The 16,503-nt window shown below is 60.1% G+C and carries 14 protein-coding genes; 3 read left to right on the top strand and 11 right to left on the bottom strand.

Annotated elements, in window-relative coordinates; genetic code table 11:
• Positions 1-37: 37 nt before the first annotated feature.
• From AB7Z56_RS29565 to AB7Z56_RS29535, 7 genes are all read right to left on the bottom strand, one after another.
• Positions 38-1,600, bottom strand: coding sequence for a class I adenylate-forming enzyme family protein (locus tag AB7Z56_RS29565; RefSeq protein ID WP_354177525.1), 1,563 nt, complete (start codon positions 1,598-1,600; stop codon positions 38-40).
• The gene (gene asnB, locus AB7Z56_RS29560) at positions 1,597-3,621 is read right to left on the bottom strand and encodes an asparagine synthase (glutamine-hydrolyzing) (protein ID WP_354177526.1); all 2,025 of its coding nucleotides are present in this window, start codon (positions 3,619-3,621) and stop codon (positions 1,597-1,599) included. Before asnB ends, AB7Z56_RS29565 begins: the two co-directional genes overlap by 4 nt.
• A gap of 5 nt (positions 3,622-3,626) precedes the next feature.
• On the bottom strand, positions 3,627-4,637 hold the full coding sequence (nadE, locus tag AB7Z56_RS29555; protein ID WP_354177527.1) for an NAD(+) synthase: 1,011 nt from the start codon (positions 4,635-4,637) through the stop codon (positions 3,627-3,629).
• Positions 4,591-5,493, bottom strand: coding sequence for a thioesterase domain-containing protein (locus AB7Z56_RS29550; protein ID WP_441256692.1), 903 nt, complete (start codon positions 5,491-5,493; stop codon positions 4,591-4,593). Before AB7Z56_RS29550 ends, nadE begins: the two co-directional genes overlap by 47 nt.
• The gene (locus tag AB7Z56_RS29545; protein WP_354177529.1) at positions 5,486-5,644 is read right to left on the bottom strand and encodes a hypothetical protein; all 159 of its coding nucleotides are present in this window, start codon (positions 5,642-5,644) and stop codon (positions 5,486-5,488) included. The genes AB7Z56_RS29550 and AB7Z56_RS29545 overlap by 8 nt, the downstream gene beginning before the upstream one ends.
• A gap of 56 nt (positions 5,645-5,700) precedes the next feature.
• Positions 5,701-7,005, bottom strand: a complete 1,305-nt coding sequence (locus AB7Z56_RS29540) for a lipopolysaccharide biosynthesis protein (RefSeq protein ID WP_063986520.1) — start codon at positions 7,003-7,005, stop codon at positions 5,701-5,703.
• A 259-nt stretch (positions 7,006-7,264) separates the two neighbouring features.
• On the bottom strand, positions 7,265-8,170 hold the full coding sequence (locus tag AB7Z56_RS29535) for an FkbM family methyltransferase (RefSeq protein ID WP_231144508.1): 906 nt from the start codon (positions 8,168-8,170) through the stop codon (positions 7,265-7,267).
• A gap of 370 nt (positions 8,171-8,540) precedes the next feature.
• On the opposite strand from AB7Z56_RS29535, the gene AB7Z56_RS29530 reads away from it, so the two are divergent.
• Positions 8,541-9,539 carry a glycosyltransferase family 2 protein gene (locus AB7Z56_RS29530; protein ID WP_063984317.1) on the top strand — a complete coding sequence of 333 codons (999 nt, stop codon included), beginning with the start codon at positions 8,541-8,543 and terminating at the stop codon, positions 9,537-9,539.
• An 18-nt stretch (positions 9,540-9,557) separates the two neighbouring features.
• On the opposite strand, the gene AB7Z56_RS29525 is transcribed toward AB7Z56_RS29530, so the two are convergent.
• The gene (locus AB7Z56_RS29525) at positions 9,558-10,805 is read right to left on the bottom strand and encodes a hypothetical protein (RefSeq protein WP_231144509.1); all 1,248 of its coding nucleotides are present in this window, start codon (positions 10,803-10,805) and stop codon (positions 9,558-9,560) included.
• 314 nt (positions 10,806-11,119) lie between these two features.
• Entirely contained in the window at positions 11,120-11,926 is an 807-nt protein-coding gene (locus AB7Z56_RS29520; RefSeq protein WP_063984316.1) for a LuxR C-terminal-related transcriptional regulator, read from the bottom strand.
• A 582-nt stretch (positions 11,927-12,508) separates the two neighbouring features.
• Here AB7Z56_RS29520 and AB7Z56_RS29515 point away from each other — a divergent pair.
• Complete coding sequence (locus tag AB7Z56_RS29515; protein ID WP_084795225.1) at positions 12,509-13,201, top strand: LuxR C-terminal-related transcriptional regulator; 693 nt, start codon at positions 12,509-12,511, stop codon at positions 13,199-13,201.
• Between the two features lie 115 nt (positions 13,202-13,316).
• On the opposite strand, the gene AB7Z56_RS29510 is transcribed toward AB7Z56_RS29515, so the two are convergent.
• Positions 13,317-13,553, bottom strand: coding sequence for a DUF6894 family protein (locus AB7Z56_RS29510; protein WP_028147263.1), 237 nt, complete (start codon positions 13,551-13,553; stop codon positions 13,317-13,319).
• Positions 13,554-13,945: 392 nt separating this feature from the next.
• Entirely contained in the window at positions 13,946-14,953 is a 1,008-nt protein-coding gene (locus AB7Z56_RS29505; RefSeq protein ID WP_166097372.1) for an NAD-dependent epimerase, read from the bottom strand.
• 376 nt (positions 14,954-15,329) lie between these two features.
• Between AB7Z56_RS29505 and AB7Z56_RS29500 the strand changes: the two genes are divergently transcribed.
• Complete coding sequence (locus AB7Z56_RS29500) at positions 15,330-16,316, top strand: aldo/keto reductase (protein WP_063984313.1); 987 nt, start codon at positions 15,330-15,332, stop codon at positions 16,314-16,316.
• The last annotated feature ends 187 nt before the right edge of the window (positions 16,317-16,503 follow it).

The following is a 16,503-nucleotide window of genomic DNA, read 5'->3' as shown; positions in this document are numbered from 1 at the left end:
CATATGAAAGCGGGTGCGTCGATTGGTCGTCCACAAGCTATCCCGTGATGAGCTCTCTCTTGTTGATCTTTCCCGTATCCGTGCGCGCCAGTTCCGGCACGATAACGACGTACTTGGGGACCATGAAACTCTCGAGGCGCTTCTGACATTCTCGCTGGATCTGCTTGGCGTCAATCGGCCGCGCCTGGTCGATGACCACGAAGGCCTTGATCGCGTGGCCGAGCAGATCGTCGGGAACGCCGACAACTGCCGCTTCCCTTATGCCGGGAATGTCCAGCAAAGCGCTCTCCACCTCTTTGGGCGCGACCTTCTCGCCGCGTGATTTGATGACCTCGTCGCTCCGGCTGACGAAGTACAGATATCCGTCGGCGTCCATCTGACAGTAGTCGCCGGTGTAAAGCACGTGCTCGCCGGGAAGCGGTCCGGGCTTGAGTTTCTTCGCAGTAGCTTCGGGCTTTCGCCAATAGCCCTTCATGACGGTCGCACCGCGGATCACCAGCTGTCCGGCGATGCCGGCGCCGACCCGTTGATCACGCTCGTCGACGATCCACATTTCGGTATTCGGGATGGCAATTCCTACGCTCGACGGCTTCCGATCGAGATCCTCCGGCGGCAGGTAGGTGCAGCGTTTGCATTCGGTAAGACCATACATGGAGTAGATGCGGGCGCCGGGGAACGTGTGTCTCAGCTGCACCAGGTGCCGGACCGGCAGTGCGGCACCGGTGCTTGTCACGTAGCGAATGCTGGATAGATCGTAACTCTTCAACGACTCAAGCTGCAGCAGAGTCGAGAACATCGTCGGCACGCCGGGAAAACCCGTCACTCTCTCTTCTGCAATACGCCGGAGCGTCTCGGCGGGGAAAGCAAACGAGCGTTCGAGAACAAGGCGCGCCCCGGCGCGTACGGCCATGATCATCTGATACAGGCCGTAGTCGAAGGCGAGTGGCAGAGCGTTGAGGATCACCTCATCGTCACGGACGTCCAGATACGACGAAACCGACGTACACGCCGTCATCATGTTCCGGTGCGTCAGCATCACCCCTTTGGGCTCGCCGGTCGAGCCCGAGGTGTAGACAATGGCGGCGAGATCGATATCGATGCAGCGGCGCGCGGGTGCTGCGTCCTGCTCGGTGGCCGTTACAGTGCTCCATCGCACGGCATGCGGCAGTGCGTTCAAATCCGCGTCGTCGATTGCGCCGGACACGATCACGCGGCGCAAGGACGGGCAATGTCGTGCAGGTTCGCGGAACGTCGCATAGAGGCGCGTTTGCGTAATGAGCGCAGTCGGCTGGCAGTCGTTGAGGAGATAGCCGAGCTTGTCGGGTTTCGTGAGAGGATTGATGAGGCATACGATCGCGTTGGCCTTGAGGACGGCCCAGAAACTGACGGCTGCCTCGACGGTGTTGTCGGCAAAGATCATCACACGATCGCCGCGCTCGACGCCGGCCTCGACCAGGTGGTGCGCGACCGCATTTGACCACGCCTCGAGCTGGTCGTAGGTGACCCGATGACCGTCGCATACGAGCGCGACCTTCGCGCCGTTTTGATGGGCCGAGTTGATCAGGTAATCGTGCAGGAGCGGCACAGGATTATTGATCATGCGTAAACTCCCGGTACGTCCTGGTGGTCGACGTCCACGCTGAGCTCGAGGCGATGCGGTGCTTCCGGCCGGTCCGCGACGAATTGCTGGAACAGGAGCTGAGTGGACAAGACGCCGACGAGCGCCATGTTGTCGAAGTTGGACAGGTCGCCATTGCCGGCGAGTGCATGGGCTTGGCACTTGGTGCGCAGCCGTTCGACCGCCACCGGGTCGAAGATGTTGGCGGCGCGGACGCTTGCGCCTGAGAGCGCTTCGTCGACATAAGGGGGGGCATTGTCGACGAAGCAGAGCGCATTGGGGGTCCGGTAGGGCTGCTTCTTGCGTGTGACGATCTCTGGTGGAACCTGCGACTGTGTTACACGCTTAAGGACGTGCTTCTCGTCGAGGATACGAAGTTTGCAGGCGTCGGGAAGGGAGTTCGCGAGCTCGACGACGTCGTCGTCAAGGAATGGAAAGCGTCCCTCGACCGAGTGCGCCATCAGCATCCGGTCTCCCTGGGAGGAGAGCAGGTACCCGGCCAGGAGCGTCTTGGTCTCGAGGTACTGATCTTGTGCGAGCGGCGTCCAGCGGGAAAAATCCGGTGGCAGACGATCGAGCAGTTCGGTCACCGGGTCGGCTCGCGAAGTCGCCGCGCGCATGTCTGCGGAGAACAGGCGCTTGATCGCGCTGGTGCTGCGCCAACGCGGAGAGTGAGCGAAGCCGGGCGTATCCGGGGCAGAAATGCCGTGTCCGAAGAACTTTAGCGCGATGGCCTGCATGTGGACCGGCGATCGCGAGATGTAGGGATAGAGCCGGCTCAGGAGGGCGGCGCGCCGCGTTGAGGCCGGCTGGCGACCCCAAAAGCGGCGGATCTTGCCTTCGCGAAACACATCGTAGCCGGCGAACATCTCATCTGCGCCTTCGCCGGTCAGCACGACCTTGATGCCGCGCTCGCGCACGAGCTTTGAGAGCAGGAACAGCGGTGCAGGGGCGGTCCGCAGAATTGGCCGCTCAGTGTGATAGATGACCTTGGGAAATACCTCGGCGATATCCTGCCGCGAGACCATGAGCTCGTGGTGCTCGCTCGCAATCGTGCGTGCCATTAGGCGTTGATAGGAGGTCTCGTCATACTCAGCGTCGGAAAAGCGCACGGAAAACGTCTGGAAGCGCCTGCCCGCAAACCGGCTCCCCAATGCCGCAACAAGCGAACTGTCGAGGCCACCGGAGAGATAGCTTCCCACGGGGACGTCGGACCGCACCATTCGGAGCGCCGTAGCCGCCTCCAATGCGCCACGCACGGCATCGATCACATCATCGTTGCAGCCGGCGGACGAAACGCGATGCTCGTCGGACCGGGTCGCATAGCGCGGAGTCCAGAATGCGCGGTCCCGGACCGCGCCGCGCACGTAACTGCGGACGTGTCCCGGTTCAATTTCCGTGATCCCCTGAAACACGCTTTGCGGCGGCACGGTGCTCCAGAAGGTAAAGGTCTGGTCGATGCCTGCTGGATCGAATGCCCGAGGGATTGCCGGATCTGCCGCGAAGATGGCCTTGATCTCACTGGCGAAGTAGAGTTGGCCTTGATGGTTGCAGATATAGAGCGGACAGATTCCGGTCCGGTCACGGGACAAGACGAGGCGGCCGGCGGAGGCGTCCCAGATGGCAAGGGCCCATTGGCCGTTCATCCGTTCGAATGCTGCCTCGCCCCAGGCGCGATAGGCCTGAATCACGACCTCCGTGTCGCTGCGGGTGCGGAAGCGATGGCCGAGCGAGATCAGCTGCTCGCGCAGCTCGACATAGTTGAAGATCTCGCCGTTGAACACGATCCAGGCGGGCCCGCCGGGATCGGAGAGAGGCTGTTGTCCGCCCGCTATGTCGATGATCGAGAGCCGGGCGTGCGCCAGGCCCGCGCGTTGGTCCCGGTAGAGGCCTCGCTCGTCTGGCCCGCGATGTGCAAGCGCCCCGGTCATCCGCAACAGCGCTCTCCGCGAAGGACTCGGAGCGTTCGCACTCAGCGCCACGATGCCGGCGATGCCGCACATGCCGTCTAGTCCTCGATTACCGCATCAACGAGTAGAGGCGGGCTGTGAAGATAGCGCGTCGCCCGACGCTTGGAAGTGATGTCCTTGAAGACCTTCTGCACCTGCGCTGTCGCCAGACCTACGGCCTCGGCCACGTTGTCGGCGGAAATGCCGTGGTTGACCGCGTACATGCAAACATCAGTCAATCGATAGGGGGCAGCGAAATAGAACTCCTCCTGGCTCTGCGGCAGCGAGAACGTGTCAGACGTCGGCGGCCGTCGCCTGATCTCGTCGTCGATGCCAAGGTATTCGGCCAGTTGGTAGACCTGGCTCTTGTAGAGATGCGCAATCGGCATGACGTCCGCGTCCCCGTCACCCTGCTTCACGAAGAAGCCCTGATCGTGCTCGAGCCGGTTTGGCGTACCTATCACGGCATATTTCAGACGGTCCGCGTGATAGTACTCGGTCATCTTGCGGACCCGTTGCTTGTAGTTGGTTGCAGCAACGATCTGCAGGTAGACCTCGGGCGGAAGACGCACGGTGGAGGTTTCGCCGTCCGGGTCTTGTACGGTCAGACGGGTGATGTTGATGCCGGCGCTCTCCGAGCCCGAGCTGAGTACCAGCTTGCATTTCCAGTCGGCTCCGTATTCGGGTACGACGGCTTGGATCGCCTCTCGCTGCCGGCGGTATGCGCCCAATGCTTCGAGCGCCGGTGCGATGTCTTCGACAACCGTCGTGAGGCGCAGTTGCGTGGCAACGGCCCGGCCGAGCCTCAGCGAATCGGACGACGAGTCGCGCTCGGGCATCAGCAGACCGAGGACCTTCGTATTTCCAAATGCGCGCGCACAGAGCGCTGCGACCACCGAGCTGTCGATGCCGCCGGAAAGTCCGACGATGGCTCCGCGTCGGCCAAGCACGCCAAGGACACGGTCGCGCAAGAACGCGACGATGCGCGCGACCTCCAATGGCGCATCCAGGACCAGGGCGTCTTTACTGAACGCGGGTTCGGTTTGGCTGTGGGCTGCTTGCAAGGTCACTTGAACAATCCGCCTCTATCTGGGGAAACTCGGCCGGTGAGTAGGTTTGCGACAGCGCCTTCTGGACGAGGTGCAAGTTCATCGCGAGGTAAGGCGGCATGACCAGATCGGTGTGAGTGCCTGCGCTTGGGACGACATCGATCTGGGCAAACGCACGATCCCATCCCAGAGTTTGCGGCATCTTCTTTCGCTGGCATCGGAACAGAACGGCGGAGAACGGCAGCATCGATTTCGGCTCCGCCAACCAGCGGAAGTAGGCCTTCGCGCGCAAGACTTCCTGCAATTCCTGCTTGAGCCTGAAAGACGTGAGATCGAACTGCCCCTTCGCGCGGCGATCGAGCATCCGGGCCAGGTTAGCTTCATGGCCGATCGCGACGGTTGCCTTGGCGAGGGCCCGGCAGACCATCCGGGGCGCGGTGACCCGGTTGTTGCGGATTCGACGGATCGTGCGGGTCAACGTCTCCCATGCAGAACTGCGCTCGCCCATGAGGCTGGTGTCGAGAATTCCGAAGAACTTCACCGAGCGGCCGGCGGCAAACATTCGCGTCGCGACCTCGAAGGCGACCGCCCCACCGAGGGAATGACCGAGAAGTCTGATGTGGCCGCGCGGCTGGATGCGATTGATCTGCTCCACGGCAGCAGCAGCCATATCGCAAACGCTGTCCTGACCCTGCAATATCTTGCCGAGATCCGGGTAGCGGATCGGAACGACATGTGCAATTTCGCGGATTGAGGCTGTCAGGGCGGCGAGGCTGGCTCCATAACCAAGTGAGCCGGGCAGTAGGAAAAGCACGGGCGGCGCCGCCGCCACAATGCACGAGGGCGGAGAAGCCAAATCCTCGCCTGTATCAATCAATGGCCGTAGCTTCATTGGCATGCAACCGACTGACCGAGCTCCAAAATTGGAGTATGAAGACGTTGAAAATCCTCTCATCATTCATTTGCATGAAGCACATGGTCGCGCCCAGGAAATTGGTTATTTTCGCTCCAGCGCGTCTGTTGTCCATGTGCCGCCTCCTCGAGCGGACGCGAAGTTCGGGGCGTGCTCTTTCGACCCTCTGGGTCACACAGGCCCATTGATCGGTGCGCCCGACGTCCGCGCGCCGCCAGGCCCATTCAAGAGAAACAGCGCCACGATAATTCCCAGGGCGTAGCCGGTAGCTCCTCCGGCGGCCATCATGTAGATCACCTGCAACGGGTCGAGGCCGAGGTGAGCACCGATGAGAAGTGGGCCAAATACAAACACGGCCCGCACCAGATCAACCAGCAGACGCAGTTCCTGACGGCGAAAAAGAGTCGGAACTTCCTGAATGGGCGTCGACAAGGCTTGTGCGGCGCACATCAGCGCCAAGGCGCCCATGATCTGCCCCGTAGGTATCCAGGATTCTCCGAGCAGCGGAACGACGACGTAGGGGGAGATAAATCCAAGGCCGAGCACCGGCAGAACGATCAGGCCGGCCGCAACGACCAACAGGCCGCATGCGGTGCCGAGCAGATGATGACGGTCGAAGTCTTTGCTGGCCTCGGCGACGAAGACATTGCTGAGCGGCAAGGCGATCAGGGTGACCGGACCGGTCACGAGACGGGCGGCGACGCCAAAATGCCCGGCGAATGCGGTACCGAATAGCGAGCCTATGAAAATTGCGGGGAGATTGATGATCGCGAATCCCGCAAGGGCCGAGGGCAGCTCGAACAGGGGAAATTTGTACTCTCGCCGCGCCGTCGCCGCGACCGAACCCCACGGGGCTTGCGCGATGCGGCGGATGTCCTCCCATTTCAGGAGCCGGACGCAGAGAAATGCGATCAACACAGCCTGGCTCAGGATGTGGGCTTGGATCATTGCGCCGTCCCCGAGGTGCGCGAGGCCGAAGCTCACCTGGAGCACTGCCATCGACGCCGGCAGGATCAGGCGGCCCATGCCGAAGTCACGCATATGATTGAAGCGCAAGCACCAGCAGTTCATTGCGTCGGCAACGCCGACCGCAGCCATCCCGATGGGTACGAGGTAGGTAAGATGTTGCAGTCGTGCTGGCACCACGTCCGACAGCAGGTATCCCGCGGTTAGCACAACAGAGGTCGTAAAGCAGACCGCCACGAGCGTGAGCTTGAGCGCGACCAGCGCGTGAGCTCTGTCCTCAACCACATACAGAGACGTACTGAAGCGAAGTCCGGCTATCGCGCCGACGATGTTTACGATTGAGAGATAGATCGTGAATATTCCAAAATCCTCCGGCGAATAGAGCCGGGTAAGGATGGGAATGGCCGCTACGAGCATGAGCTGGCCGGTGAGTGCGAGGGCGGAGACGCCCGCCGCTGCACGAACAAGAGCCCTTGTCCGCGTCGGACCGGTCGCCGGTTTCGCGGCCATGAAGAACTTCCTCGGTCCAGAATTCATTTCAAAAACGGCAAGATCGTCGCGACGACGGTGCGATCTATTTCGATTCGATCGTAGGATGGAGAGGGGTGCGCGCCATCATTCGTTCGCATGACGCTGACTGAAGTGTCGCGGAATCGAAGGAGAGTTTGCATGAACAGCTCGTGCTTGCGGAATAGACGACGCATGGAGCCCGATCGTGGGGCCGGAACCCAGCTGTGATGCGCGTGGCTTGTGGGCGGATGATGGATGCTCACGCAAGCCGCGCCGACGGGAGACGCCGATCTACAGGCGATGGGGACGTGAGCTGTGCAAGCCGAAGGCCGGTCCGCGCGAGCAAATCCGACAAGGCGGATGGTCTGACGGCGATAAGGTTATCGTCGTCCGGTCCGGGTACGTCAGGAGACGCCGGCTCCAGTCGTCCCGCCCTGAGATGGAAGAGCTCAAACCCGTGATCGGTCAGTCGGTCATACAGCTCCGCACGCGAGGTGCCGGCCCGCCGAAGGTTGAGCTCAGAATCCTCTATGTACAGACATCGGCAATTGGAAATGGTCTGGGCGGCGCCCTTGAGAAGATCGACTTCGAACCCTTCGACATCGACCTTCAGGAGATCGATCGCCCGATTTCCGACGATCGAATCGAGCGTTCGTACTGGAACTCGGAGCGCCGCGATGCCGGCCGGAGGAGTAGCGCATGCGAAGTTCATGTCGTCACTCCGAAAGTCCGTGAAGACGAGCTCGCCTTCCGTGCTGCCGATCGCCGTGTTGTGGACCTCGACGGTCAATCCGTTCAGGCGAATGTTGCCCAGCAGGTATTTGCAGATGCGCGGATGTGCTTCGATAGCGATGACTCGTCCGGACCGGGCAACGCGCATAGCGGCCGCGAGGCTCAACTGTCCGACATTTGCGCCGACATCGACGAAGGTTTCTCCGGGCTGCAGGTAAGATCCGACGAAGTCGGCGTCTTCGGCGCGAAGGTTCCGGTTGCGCCAGAGTCCTGCGGACATGGAGCTGGGATAGAAACGCATTCTGTATCCGGCAGGAAAGCCGAAGGTGATAAAGCGGCACAGTCCGCTCACCCACAGTCCGCGCGATAGCAGGAATCGAGCCTTGTCGGGCTCCTCTTGAATTCGAGCGAGCAGTTGATGCAATTTGTGCAAGGGGCCACCCATCTCTAGCGGTTAGCTGCTCGGCAGAGCCTAGGCTGACCGGAGCGCCCGGCCATCCTTCATTTGCATGATGGTATCGATCGTTCGATTCTGGATCTCCCGGTCCCGCCGTGATCTTGCCGACCTAGCTGACCGCTTCGAGACCTCGCGTCTGGGGATGATCATCGTCATGCGAATGAAGGATGACCAGTCCCATGCCGCTACCTAGCGTTCGTCGTGTGTAATTCGGTCGGTCTTGACGTTCACTGCTTGTCAAGAAGGACACGGTGCAACGCGATGAGGTCGGTTTTCTGCGGAGCGGATCGCGGGTTCGTCAGGGTCGACTGCTTGAATGACATGAACTGAGCTTGAGGGAAAAGCGATGAACCTGTTGCAGCACGACGGGTCGGAGGGCATTCGAGATCCGGACGCCCGCCCCATGATTTCGGTGGCCATACCAACCTTCCGTCGACCGGATATGATACGCCGTACGATTGAAAGCGTGCTGCAGCAGAACTACGCCGACTGGGAAATGGTGATCAGCGACGACGAAGGTCCCAAAGGCGTCAGTTGGAGCATTCTGTCTGAATACGCTCGGAGCGATTCCCGTATTCGAATTGTCCAGAACCACCGGGGACGGGGCCAGGTTGAGAATACGAACAGCGCAATGCTCGCATGCCGCGGTCATTGGATCAAAGTGTTGCATGACGACGACTGGCTGGTGCCGGGATCGCTCGAGACTTTTGCGGAATTGGCGAGGACGTACCCCACCGCTGCGTTCATGACCTCCACATCTCATCTCGTTCAGGATGAAGGCATAAAATACCGCCGGGGAGGGCAGGTCACGCTGTATTCGAGCCAGCAGTGCCTGACGGATCTCTATTTGGTCGGCAAGACCCGGGTGCTGGGAATTGTTCCGTCGACCCTGCTGATCAACAGCGAGGTCATCCAGGCGGGTTGTCTGATGCGAAACTACAAGTCGATCCGGTGGGGAGTGGACCAGCTGTTCTTCGTCGACCTCGCCTGTCATGGCGACATGGTGGCGATCGACGACGGCTTGATCTTCTACGATATGACGGACCACGCGAACATTACCGCTTCCAAATCGTTCTCTCAGATCGATGAGGAGACCCTTGATCTCAAGAATCTGACCTGGAGCCTGGTCGAGGACAAGCAAGGGCTTCCGGATCCCGAAACGGTCGTGCGTGCATTGCGGGTTGCAAGATTGCGCGGAAGATTTCGCCACCAGTCCTGGGGGGCGACGATCCGGGACGCGCTCCAGATCCTGCGTCCCTCGGTTATCAAGGCAGCCAACAAGGCGATCCGGGCGCGAGCGCGTACATCGGCAGCGGGCTCACTAGCTCGTGTGGGTCACGCCTGACGGAGCCGCCGCCGATCATTATCGGGACAGGGCGCTGGTCCGATCGGGGGCATCGAGACGTGTTACGAAGTCGAACACGGGGCCGCCCGCTACCCCCCAATTGCTCGACCAGATCACCTGGGAACCGTCGGGCGACGGCGAGCCGTGAGTCTCGCTCCAGTAGTCGTGCGGGACGTTGCGTGTGTACGCGATGCGTCGGAATTCGCCACTGCCGTCAATTCGCAGAGCAATGACTTCCCGAGCGAAGGGCGCAAACTTTGGTAGCTGGGCGATCTCGGCTGGATCGCCGCCATAGCTTAGAATCACCCAGCCGGGCCAGTGGATCGCGCGCGTGGACGCATGCGAGGCCTCTCCACGCGGAGCAAGGGCGGTAACCACGCCGTCATCCAGCCGGCGCTTGATCACCTGGTATATGTCGGGATCAGCTTTGCTGATTCCGACGTATACCTCGCGTCCGTCTGTGTCCACGGCCATGTCGCCATGACTCGGACGATGATGTTCGGTCCAGCTCTGCACCAGATCGCCTGCGACGGTATAGATGAATGCCTCATCCTTTCCGTCGACCCAGCGGCTGCATCTGATGTAGCTGCCCAGGGCAGATATCTCGCAAACGCCGTCTCGCCCGGGCAGTTTCCCCACTTCGATATCCGGAAACTTCTGTCGGCTCACGAGGTCAAACGCGAATGCGACGACGACGCCGTCGGCGCGCGTGCCTCGCACGGCGATGCGCCGGCCATCCTGAGAGGGATTGCCCTTGCCCGGTCCGAACTGAAGGCCGCGATAGCCCTCGGCCATCAGCATGATCTCTTCGGCATTGGTTCGCGGCGTCCAGAGCGAGATCTTGCGCCCGATCACGCATATCATGCGCTCGGGATCGCGCGGGTGCCATTCGCACTCGTCTTCACGCTGCCGGCGGAACAGCGGAACGTATGTCCGTCCGTCCAGAAAGCAGAGCCCGTTACAACCGTTGGCGATCAGAAGCAGAGTCTGGTCGGCGTTCCAGGCCTGCGCGCTCGAATATCGGTGGGTGCAATAGGCTCGTTGGCAGGCCAGGCCAGCGCCCAAGGGCCCCGGGGTTGTTATCCGGACGATCGTGGCGCCGGTGTCGGGATCGGTGACCGGAACGAGATAGTCGGGCAAGTTCATGCTGCTGGCAGTAGTCAGCTTGGTCTTTGCAAGCGTCTGTGCGGCGGCGATGCCCGCCAATGCAAGCACGACGGCCACGGCGCCGGCCAGGCCAATTCGCGTGTAGAGGGACGGAGACATCCGTATCTTGCTCCATGGCAAGCAGGGGGCTCGGATCATCCGGGTGGGCAAGCGATCGATACAAGGTTCGATGCTTGCCGGTCACCAGGCTCCTGCGGGGACCAGGACTATTGGTTCGACGATGCGTTCTAGCCGCTCGGTCCCAGCGCGCATCATTTGAATGCAGGAGACGCCCCACGAAATGTTGCCGCTCCACGGGCAGGTCCTGATCCTCTCGATCGATAGATCAGTCCGGCGCGGTTAGCCGGGCGGCGCGTATAGGCGCCGCCCGGAATTTGTCGAGGGCTTGATGGGCGTCAGGCCGATCCGCCAGGTTAGTCCGGCTCTGCGGCGCCGATTTCGTGACGTCCGCGGTCGCTTGAGACGAGGCTGAGCGTAGGTTCCCGATCGATTGACAACGGCAGCGCGTGACCATTCGAGACCCGCACCAGTGATCCGTTGTTCATTCCCCAAATTGCGGCCTGCGTCCTATTCTGGACCCGTATCTTGCGCAGGATCGCCTTGACGTGAACCTTCACGGTGGCCTCGGCAATATCGATCTTTCGCGCAATGCACTTGTTGGAATTGCCCTCGATCAGATAGGAGAGAATCGCCCGCTCTCGCGGTGACAGATGAGGTGCTATCCGTTCTTCGGCAGCAACGAGGAGATTTGATCGCTCTTCGATCACTGGCTGAAGCTGAGGCTCGCGATCGAAACCGCTATCGAGCACGAATGACAGGAAAGCCGGTGGAAACACCGTCTCGCCCATCGTTACGAGTTCGATGGACTTGATGAAAGCGTCGCATGAATTGACGTCGACGAAATAGCCGCTGGCGCCGGCCTTGTAGGCCGCGATCAACTCATCCGGCCGGTAGTGGTCCGAAACGATCGCTACGCGCGCATCCGGATAGTTCTCTCTTACAAATCCGATGTGCTTCATGGCTGCATCGAATTCGCCGGTGCTGTGGATAATCACAAACAGGAGCTGCTGATGTGCCTGGAGTGTGCTTGTAACTTCATCGGTGCTCGAGGCCGACACCGCAATTTGAAAATCTGCCGCATGCAGTATTTGAGAAATTCCCTCTCGCAGCAAAATGTTTCGTCCGATCAAAACAACTTTGCAGGATTGCCGCCTCCTCATCTTACCCTCCGCAACCAACGCAATGACACAACTTGAATGAAAAACACGCAGGAAAAGGAACAAAGCATTCCATAGCCCGGTTTTTCTGATTTGCAGAAGCCGGGCGCCGTTTAGTTAATAATTGCTGAAGGTTAGATTCGATCTTTCGATTTTGCCTATATACCTTTGGTTATAGGCCGATGGGTCCCCAAGCTGTTGGTGAACGGCCGTCAGAGATTGACTTGGGGGCGAAAGAGAATACTGATTCAACCTTTGAATGTTCGCCCTGAGCGGGTGAATCCGTTCGCGAAAGCCTTGCTCCATCGCGATGCTTTCGAACTTGCCAAGTGGCAAGACCGCTCTCCAGCGGTTGTGAGCCCAGACCACCGGGTTCATACGGCCCTTTGATCCGGCGAACTTGATGTATATTGCGATCACAGACTCGTGCGGTTATTTGCCTCATAGGTCCGCTACGCCAAATGATACTTTAGGGAATTGCTCGAAGTTTATTTGTTGGTGATCAATTGATGTTGGAGCGGCAAGGGCGGGGGCCTGTAGCTTCAATCGCGGGAATTTTGGGGGCGGCAGGTTAGGGAGCGCCCGATGCGTCGTGCGACTGTAGTGATTGCAGACCGACACCCAATGGTTTTGCAGGGTCTCGCAAGTGTTCTCGGTTCAGAATCCGATTTTGAGGTCGTTGCATCCTGCGGCGATGCTGCGAGTTGCATCCAGGCAATTTTGACGCTTGCGCCCGACATAGCGATCATGGATGCGGCAATGCCGGAGCTGACCGCGCTGATGAACAATTCGCTCAGCCATTCGGACAGCCGACCAACGCGGTTTGTGTTCTTCGCGCCCAGCGAGGACTATGATCTCGTGTTGGCGGGCGCCCCCGCCGGGTACAGTGTCCTTCTCAAGGAGATGACAGGCCAAGCCGTGGTGCAGGGCTTGCGAGACATTGCCAACGGCCAGACCGTTGTTCCGTTGTCGCCCACCGATCAGGCCGCGCCTCGCGAGCACAGTCCGAATCCGGAAAGTGCGCTCGCGGTGCTCACCGAGCGCGAGCGGCAGATCATGCGCCTGGTCTCTCGTGGCCTGTCCAACAAGGAAATCGGCCGCCGGCTCAACATTGCGGACGGCACCATCAAGGTTCACCTCCACAACATTTTCCAGAAGCTTGAAATCGGCAATCGCACTGCGCTTGCGGCCCTCGCCATCTCGCAGGATGACCGCGCCAATTCGGCGCAGGACAAACCGGCGCATGCTGGATCGGATCCGGTGCCCGGGGAACGCTAAGACATCATCTCGCACTGTTTGCAGTGCGATATGCGGGCATTTCGCCGAAGCCCAGCCGAGCGACTATTGCACCTTCAGATTGCGCAAGCGCCGGCAAAGCTGCGTTTTCGGTCTCTTATCCCTCGATGGAGAACTGAAGAACGAACAGCGACCGGCCGCCAAGCTCGGGGCTGTCGCTGACTTCCACCTGCCAGGAAATGTAATGCAGGAGTGGGTCCATCACGTCGTGCTTGAGGATCTCGCCGCTCAGTTCGATCGCAGTGGTCCGTGCCGCGGAAATGTCGGGGAGATCAAGTCCGACATCGTCGAGCACTGAATGACCGTCGTGGATATGAAAGAAATACCGCGGCATGGATGTCTCCGGACAACGCGAACATTCCGATGACTGCAGCGAGCCCCCCGCATCACGGTCAAGATTTCGCATCGCAGGGGCGCGCATAGCAAGCGGCTATTCTAGGAGGGCTCAATCATCATTGATGGGTACCCCGACGTTGATCTCTATGATCACGAATTCAGAATGAACAATTGCTTCTCGAGGACTACGATGATGTTGCGTCGACGGAGCCCACTTCGGCGCAGCGTTGCGGCCCCGGCCCTGCGAATCCCCAATGCCCCCGCCGGGGCCGCGCTCTTTTCTTCGCAAGTTCCGCCTGGTCGTCCATCACCGCCGCGCAGAAGTTGCAACCGATACTCCGATCGATCGGGAGCGGACGGTTTGACCCTTGGGGAGATGATCTCGAAAAATCATATCCGGTAGTAGTCGCGATACCAGCGGACGAAATTGGATATGCCGGTTTCGATAGGGGTGGAGGGCGAAAAGCCGGTATCGCGCATGAGATCGCCAACGTCGGCAAACGTTTCCGGAACATCCCCAGGCTGCATTGGCAGCATTTCCTTCGCCGTGGTTCGTCCCAGCTCTTTCTCGATCAATTCGAGGACGTGCATCAGCGCTTCCGGGCGGTTATTGCCTACATTGTAGAGCTTGGCCGGTGCGCCCGCCGCATCGGCGTTGTCCTCCGGAGCGCGCTCGATCAGCCGCGAGATGACGCGCGTGACGTCGTCGACATAGGTGAAGTCGCGCCGCATCTTGCCATGGTTGAAGAGCTTGATCGGCTTGCCTTTAACGATCGCGTCGGCGAACAGGAATATCGCCATGTCGGGCCGGCCCCACGGGCCGTAGATCGTAAAGAATCGTAAGCCGGTGACCGGGAGCCGGTACAGGTGGCTGTAAGAATGGGCCATCAGCTCGTTGGCTTTCTTCGTCGCGGCATAGAAGCTGACGGGGTGGTCGGCCCTATGCCGGGTCGAAAATGGCAACTCGGCATTGGCGCCGTACACGGACGATGATGATGCGTAGATCAAATGACCACAGGCGTTATGCCTGCAGCCTTCGAGGACGTTGAGGAACCCCTCAAGATTGGCGTCGACATAAGCGTGCGGCTGATCGATCGAATGCCGGACGCCGGCCTGAGCGGCCAAATGGACCACTCTCGCAAAACGATGTTTTGCGAACAACTCGGCCATCGTCGACCGATGTCCAAGATCGATCTGCACGAAGGAAAAACGCGGATCGCGGCGCAGAATGTCGAGACGCGCGCGCTTCAAGGCGGGATCGTAGTAGCTGTTGATGTTGTCCAATCCGACGACCCGGCGTCCCTCGTCGAGCAGCCGACGGGCGACATGAAAACCGATGAAGCCAGCAGCTCCGGTCACCAGAACGTCGTCGGCAACTTGTTCTGAGCGAGATGACATTCGCTGTCCAAGTTAGATGGAGTTTCGAACGGCGAAGAAGGCGCCATCGATCGCAGAAAGTTAACTCTCAATCGCGCCGCATCTCGATTGCGCAAATGAGCACACCTGACGATGGCGGCGGAGCCGAGCTGCCAGCAGCCGCTCGAACGGACTACTCCGTGCATCCCCGCCACTGTCTCAAATTCCAGGGGCGTAGCGTATGTAATGTCCGAGCGAACCCCGTCATCATCCATTTGCATGAAGATGAAGCCAGGCAAACCTGCAGAGATGTTTCGGCGGCGGGCTTGCCCGACGTGGCCGTCGGCTTGGAGTACGCGCTGTCGAACGATCGACGTCGGTGACTTGAGCGCAAACGGCGTGGTCAGGGGTGCTTGCGATGAAGATGGTCCGTGTTGATGCTCTCGGCGCGAATGTATCGAGCATCGGTTTCGGCTGCGCGTCGCTCGGGGGGCGCGTTGGGGCTCGCAGGGGGATCGAGGGGCTCGAGCGCGCATACGACGCCGGAATAACCTGGTACGACGTGGCGCCTTCGTATGGCGATGGGATGGCCGAGTCTATTTTGGGCCAGTTCGTATCCAGCAAGCGCGGCAGCGTCCATATCTGCACAAAGGTCGGGATGCGCCCGCGTGATACCTCCGCCGTTAAGCGGATCCTGAAGCCGATCGCGCGCGCCGCTCTTGCGGTGTTTCCCGGGATCCGACCGCGCCTCTCCGCAATGAAATCGAAGCCCTTCAAAGTGCCGCTATCGGCCGAGCTGATCAGGACGAGCATCGAGGATAGCCTGAGGCGACTTCGCACGGATTATGTAGATGTGCTTGCTCTCCACCGTCCCACCCGCGAAGAGGTCGTTCGCGAAGACATCATTCGAGCGGTCGAGCGCATCGTTCAGGACGGGAAAGCCCGCGCAATTTCGATTGCGGGCAATAACGAGGGCGGAATTGACGACCTCCATGAATCTCTACCATATCGGCTGATACAGATCGCGAATAATCCGCTCGAGCCGAATCTTCAGAGATCGACGGAGATTGCGCGGCGCAGGACGTTTGTCACGTATGGATCATTCTCGAGCGTCGATCCGCTTGTCGCGAGGCTGGGATCGGAGAAGGAAATACTGAACGGCCTTTACGAGATGGGATACCGGGGCGACCTCACCGAGATCGCTGCTGCCTTCGTCGTGGATTACGCGCTGGCAACGAACTCTACAGGAGTCTCACTGTTTTCGATGTTTCGGAAAGAGCATCTCGCGTTCAATCTGCGCCGGTCAGCGCAAATCCCGGCGCTTCATCAGCTCAATCGCATCGTCGCCGAGCTCTCGAACGGGCCGCGGCAAACCGAACGATTGGTCATGCGTGCGTCGGTGTAGCGATCAAGTGCGGAGCTTATGGGCATGAGGTCTACTCCGTCATCATCATACAATCGGCGGCTGCGCGTGCTAGAATTCGCGTCCCACGATACTACTCGCCAATGTTGTCGACGATATTCGACAGGCGCGCGGGCGGCCGGGAGGCGGCTAGCTTGAGCGTCTCGCCGAAGCATGCGCAGCAGGGCAG

It is taken from the genome of Bradyrhizobium sp. 482_C4_N1_8, from assembly GCF_052075965.1.
Lineage (GTDB): Bacteria > Pseudomonadota > Alphaproteobacteria > Rhizobiales > Xanthobacteraceae > Bradyrhizobium > Bradyrhizobium barranii.
This window is presented reverse-complemented; position numbering and strand designations above follow the sequence as displayed.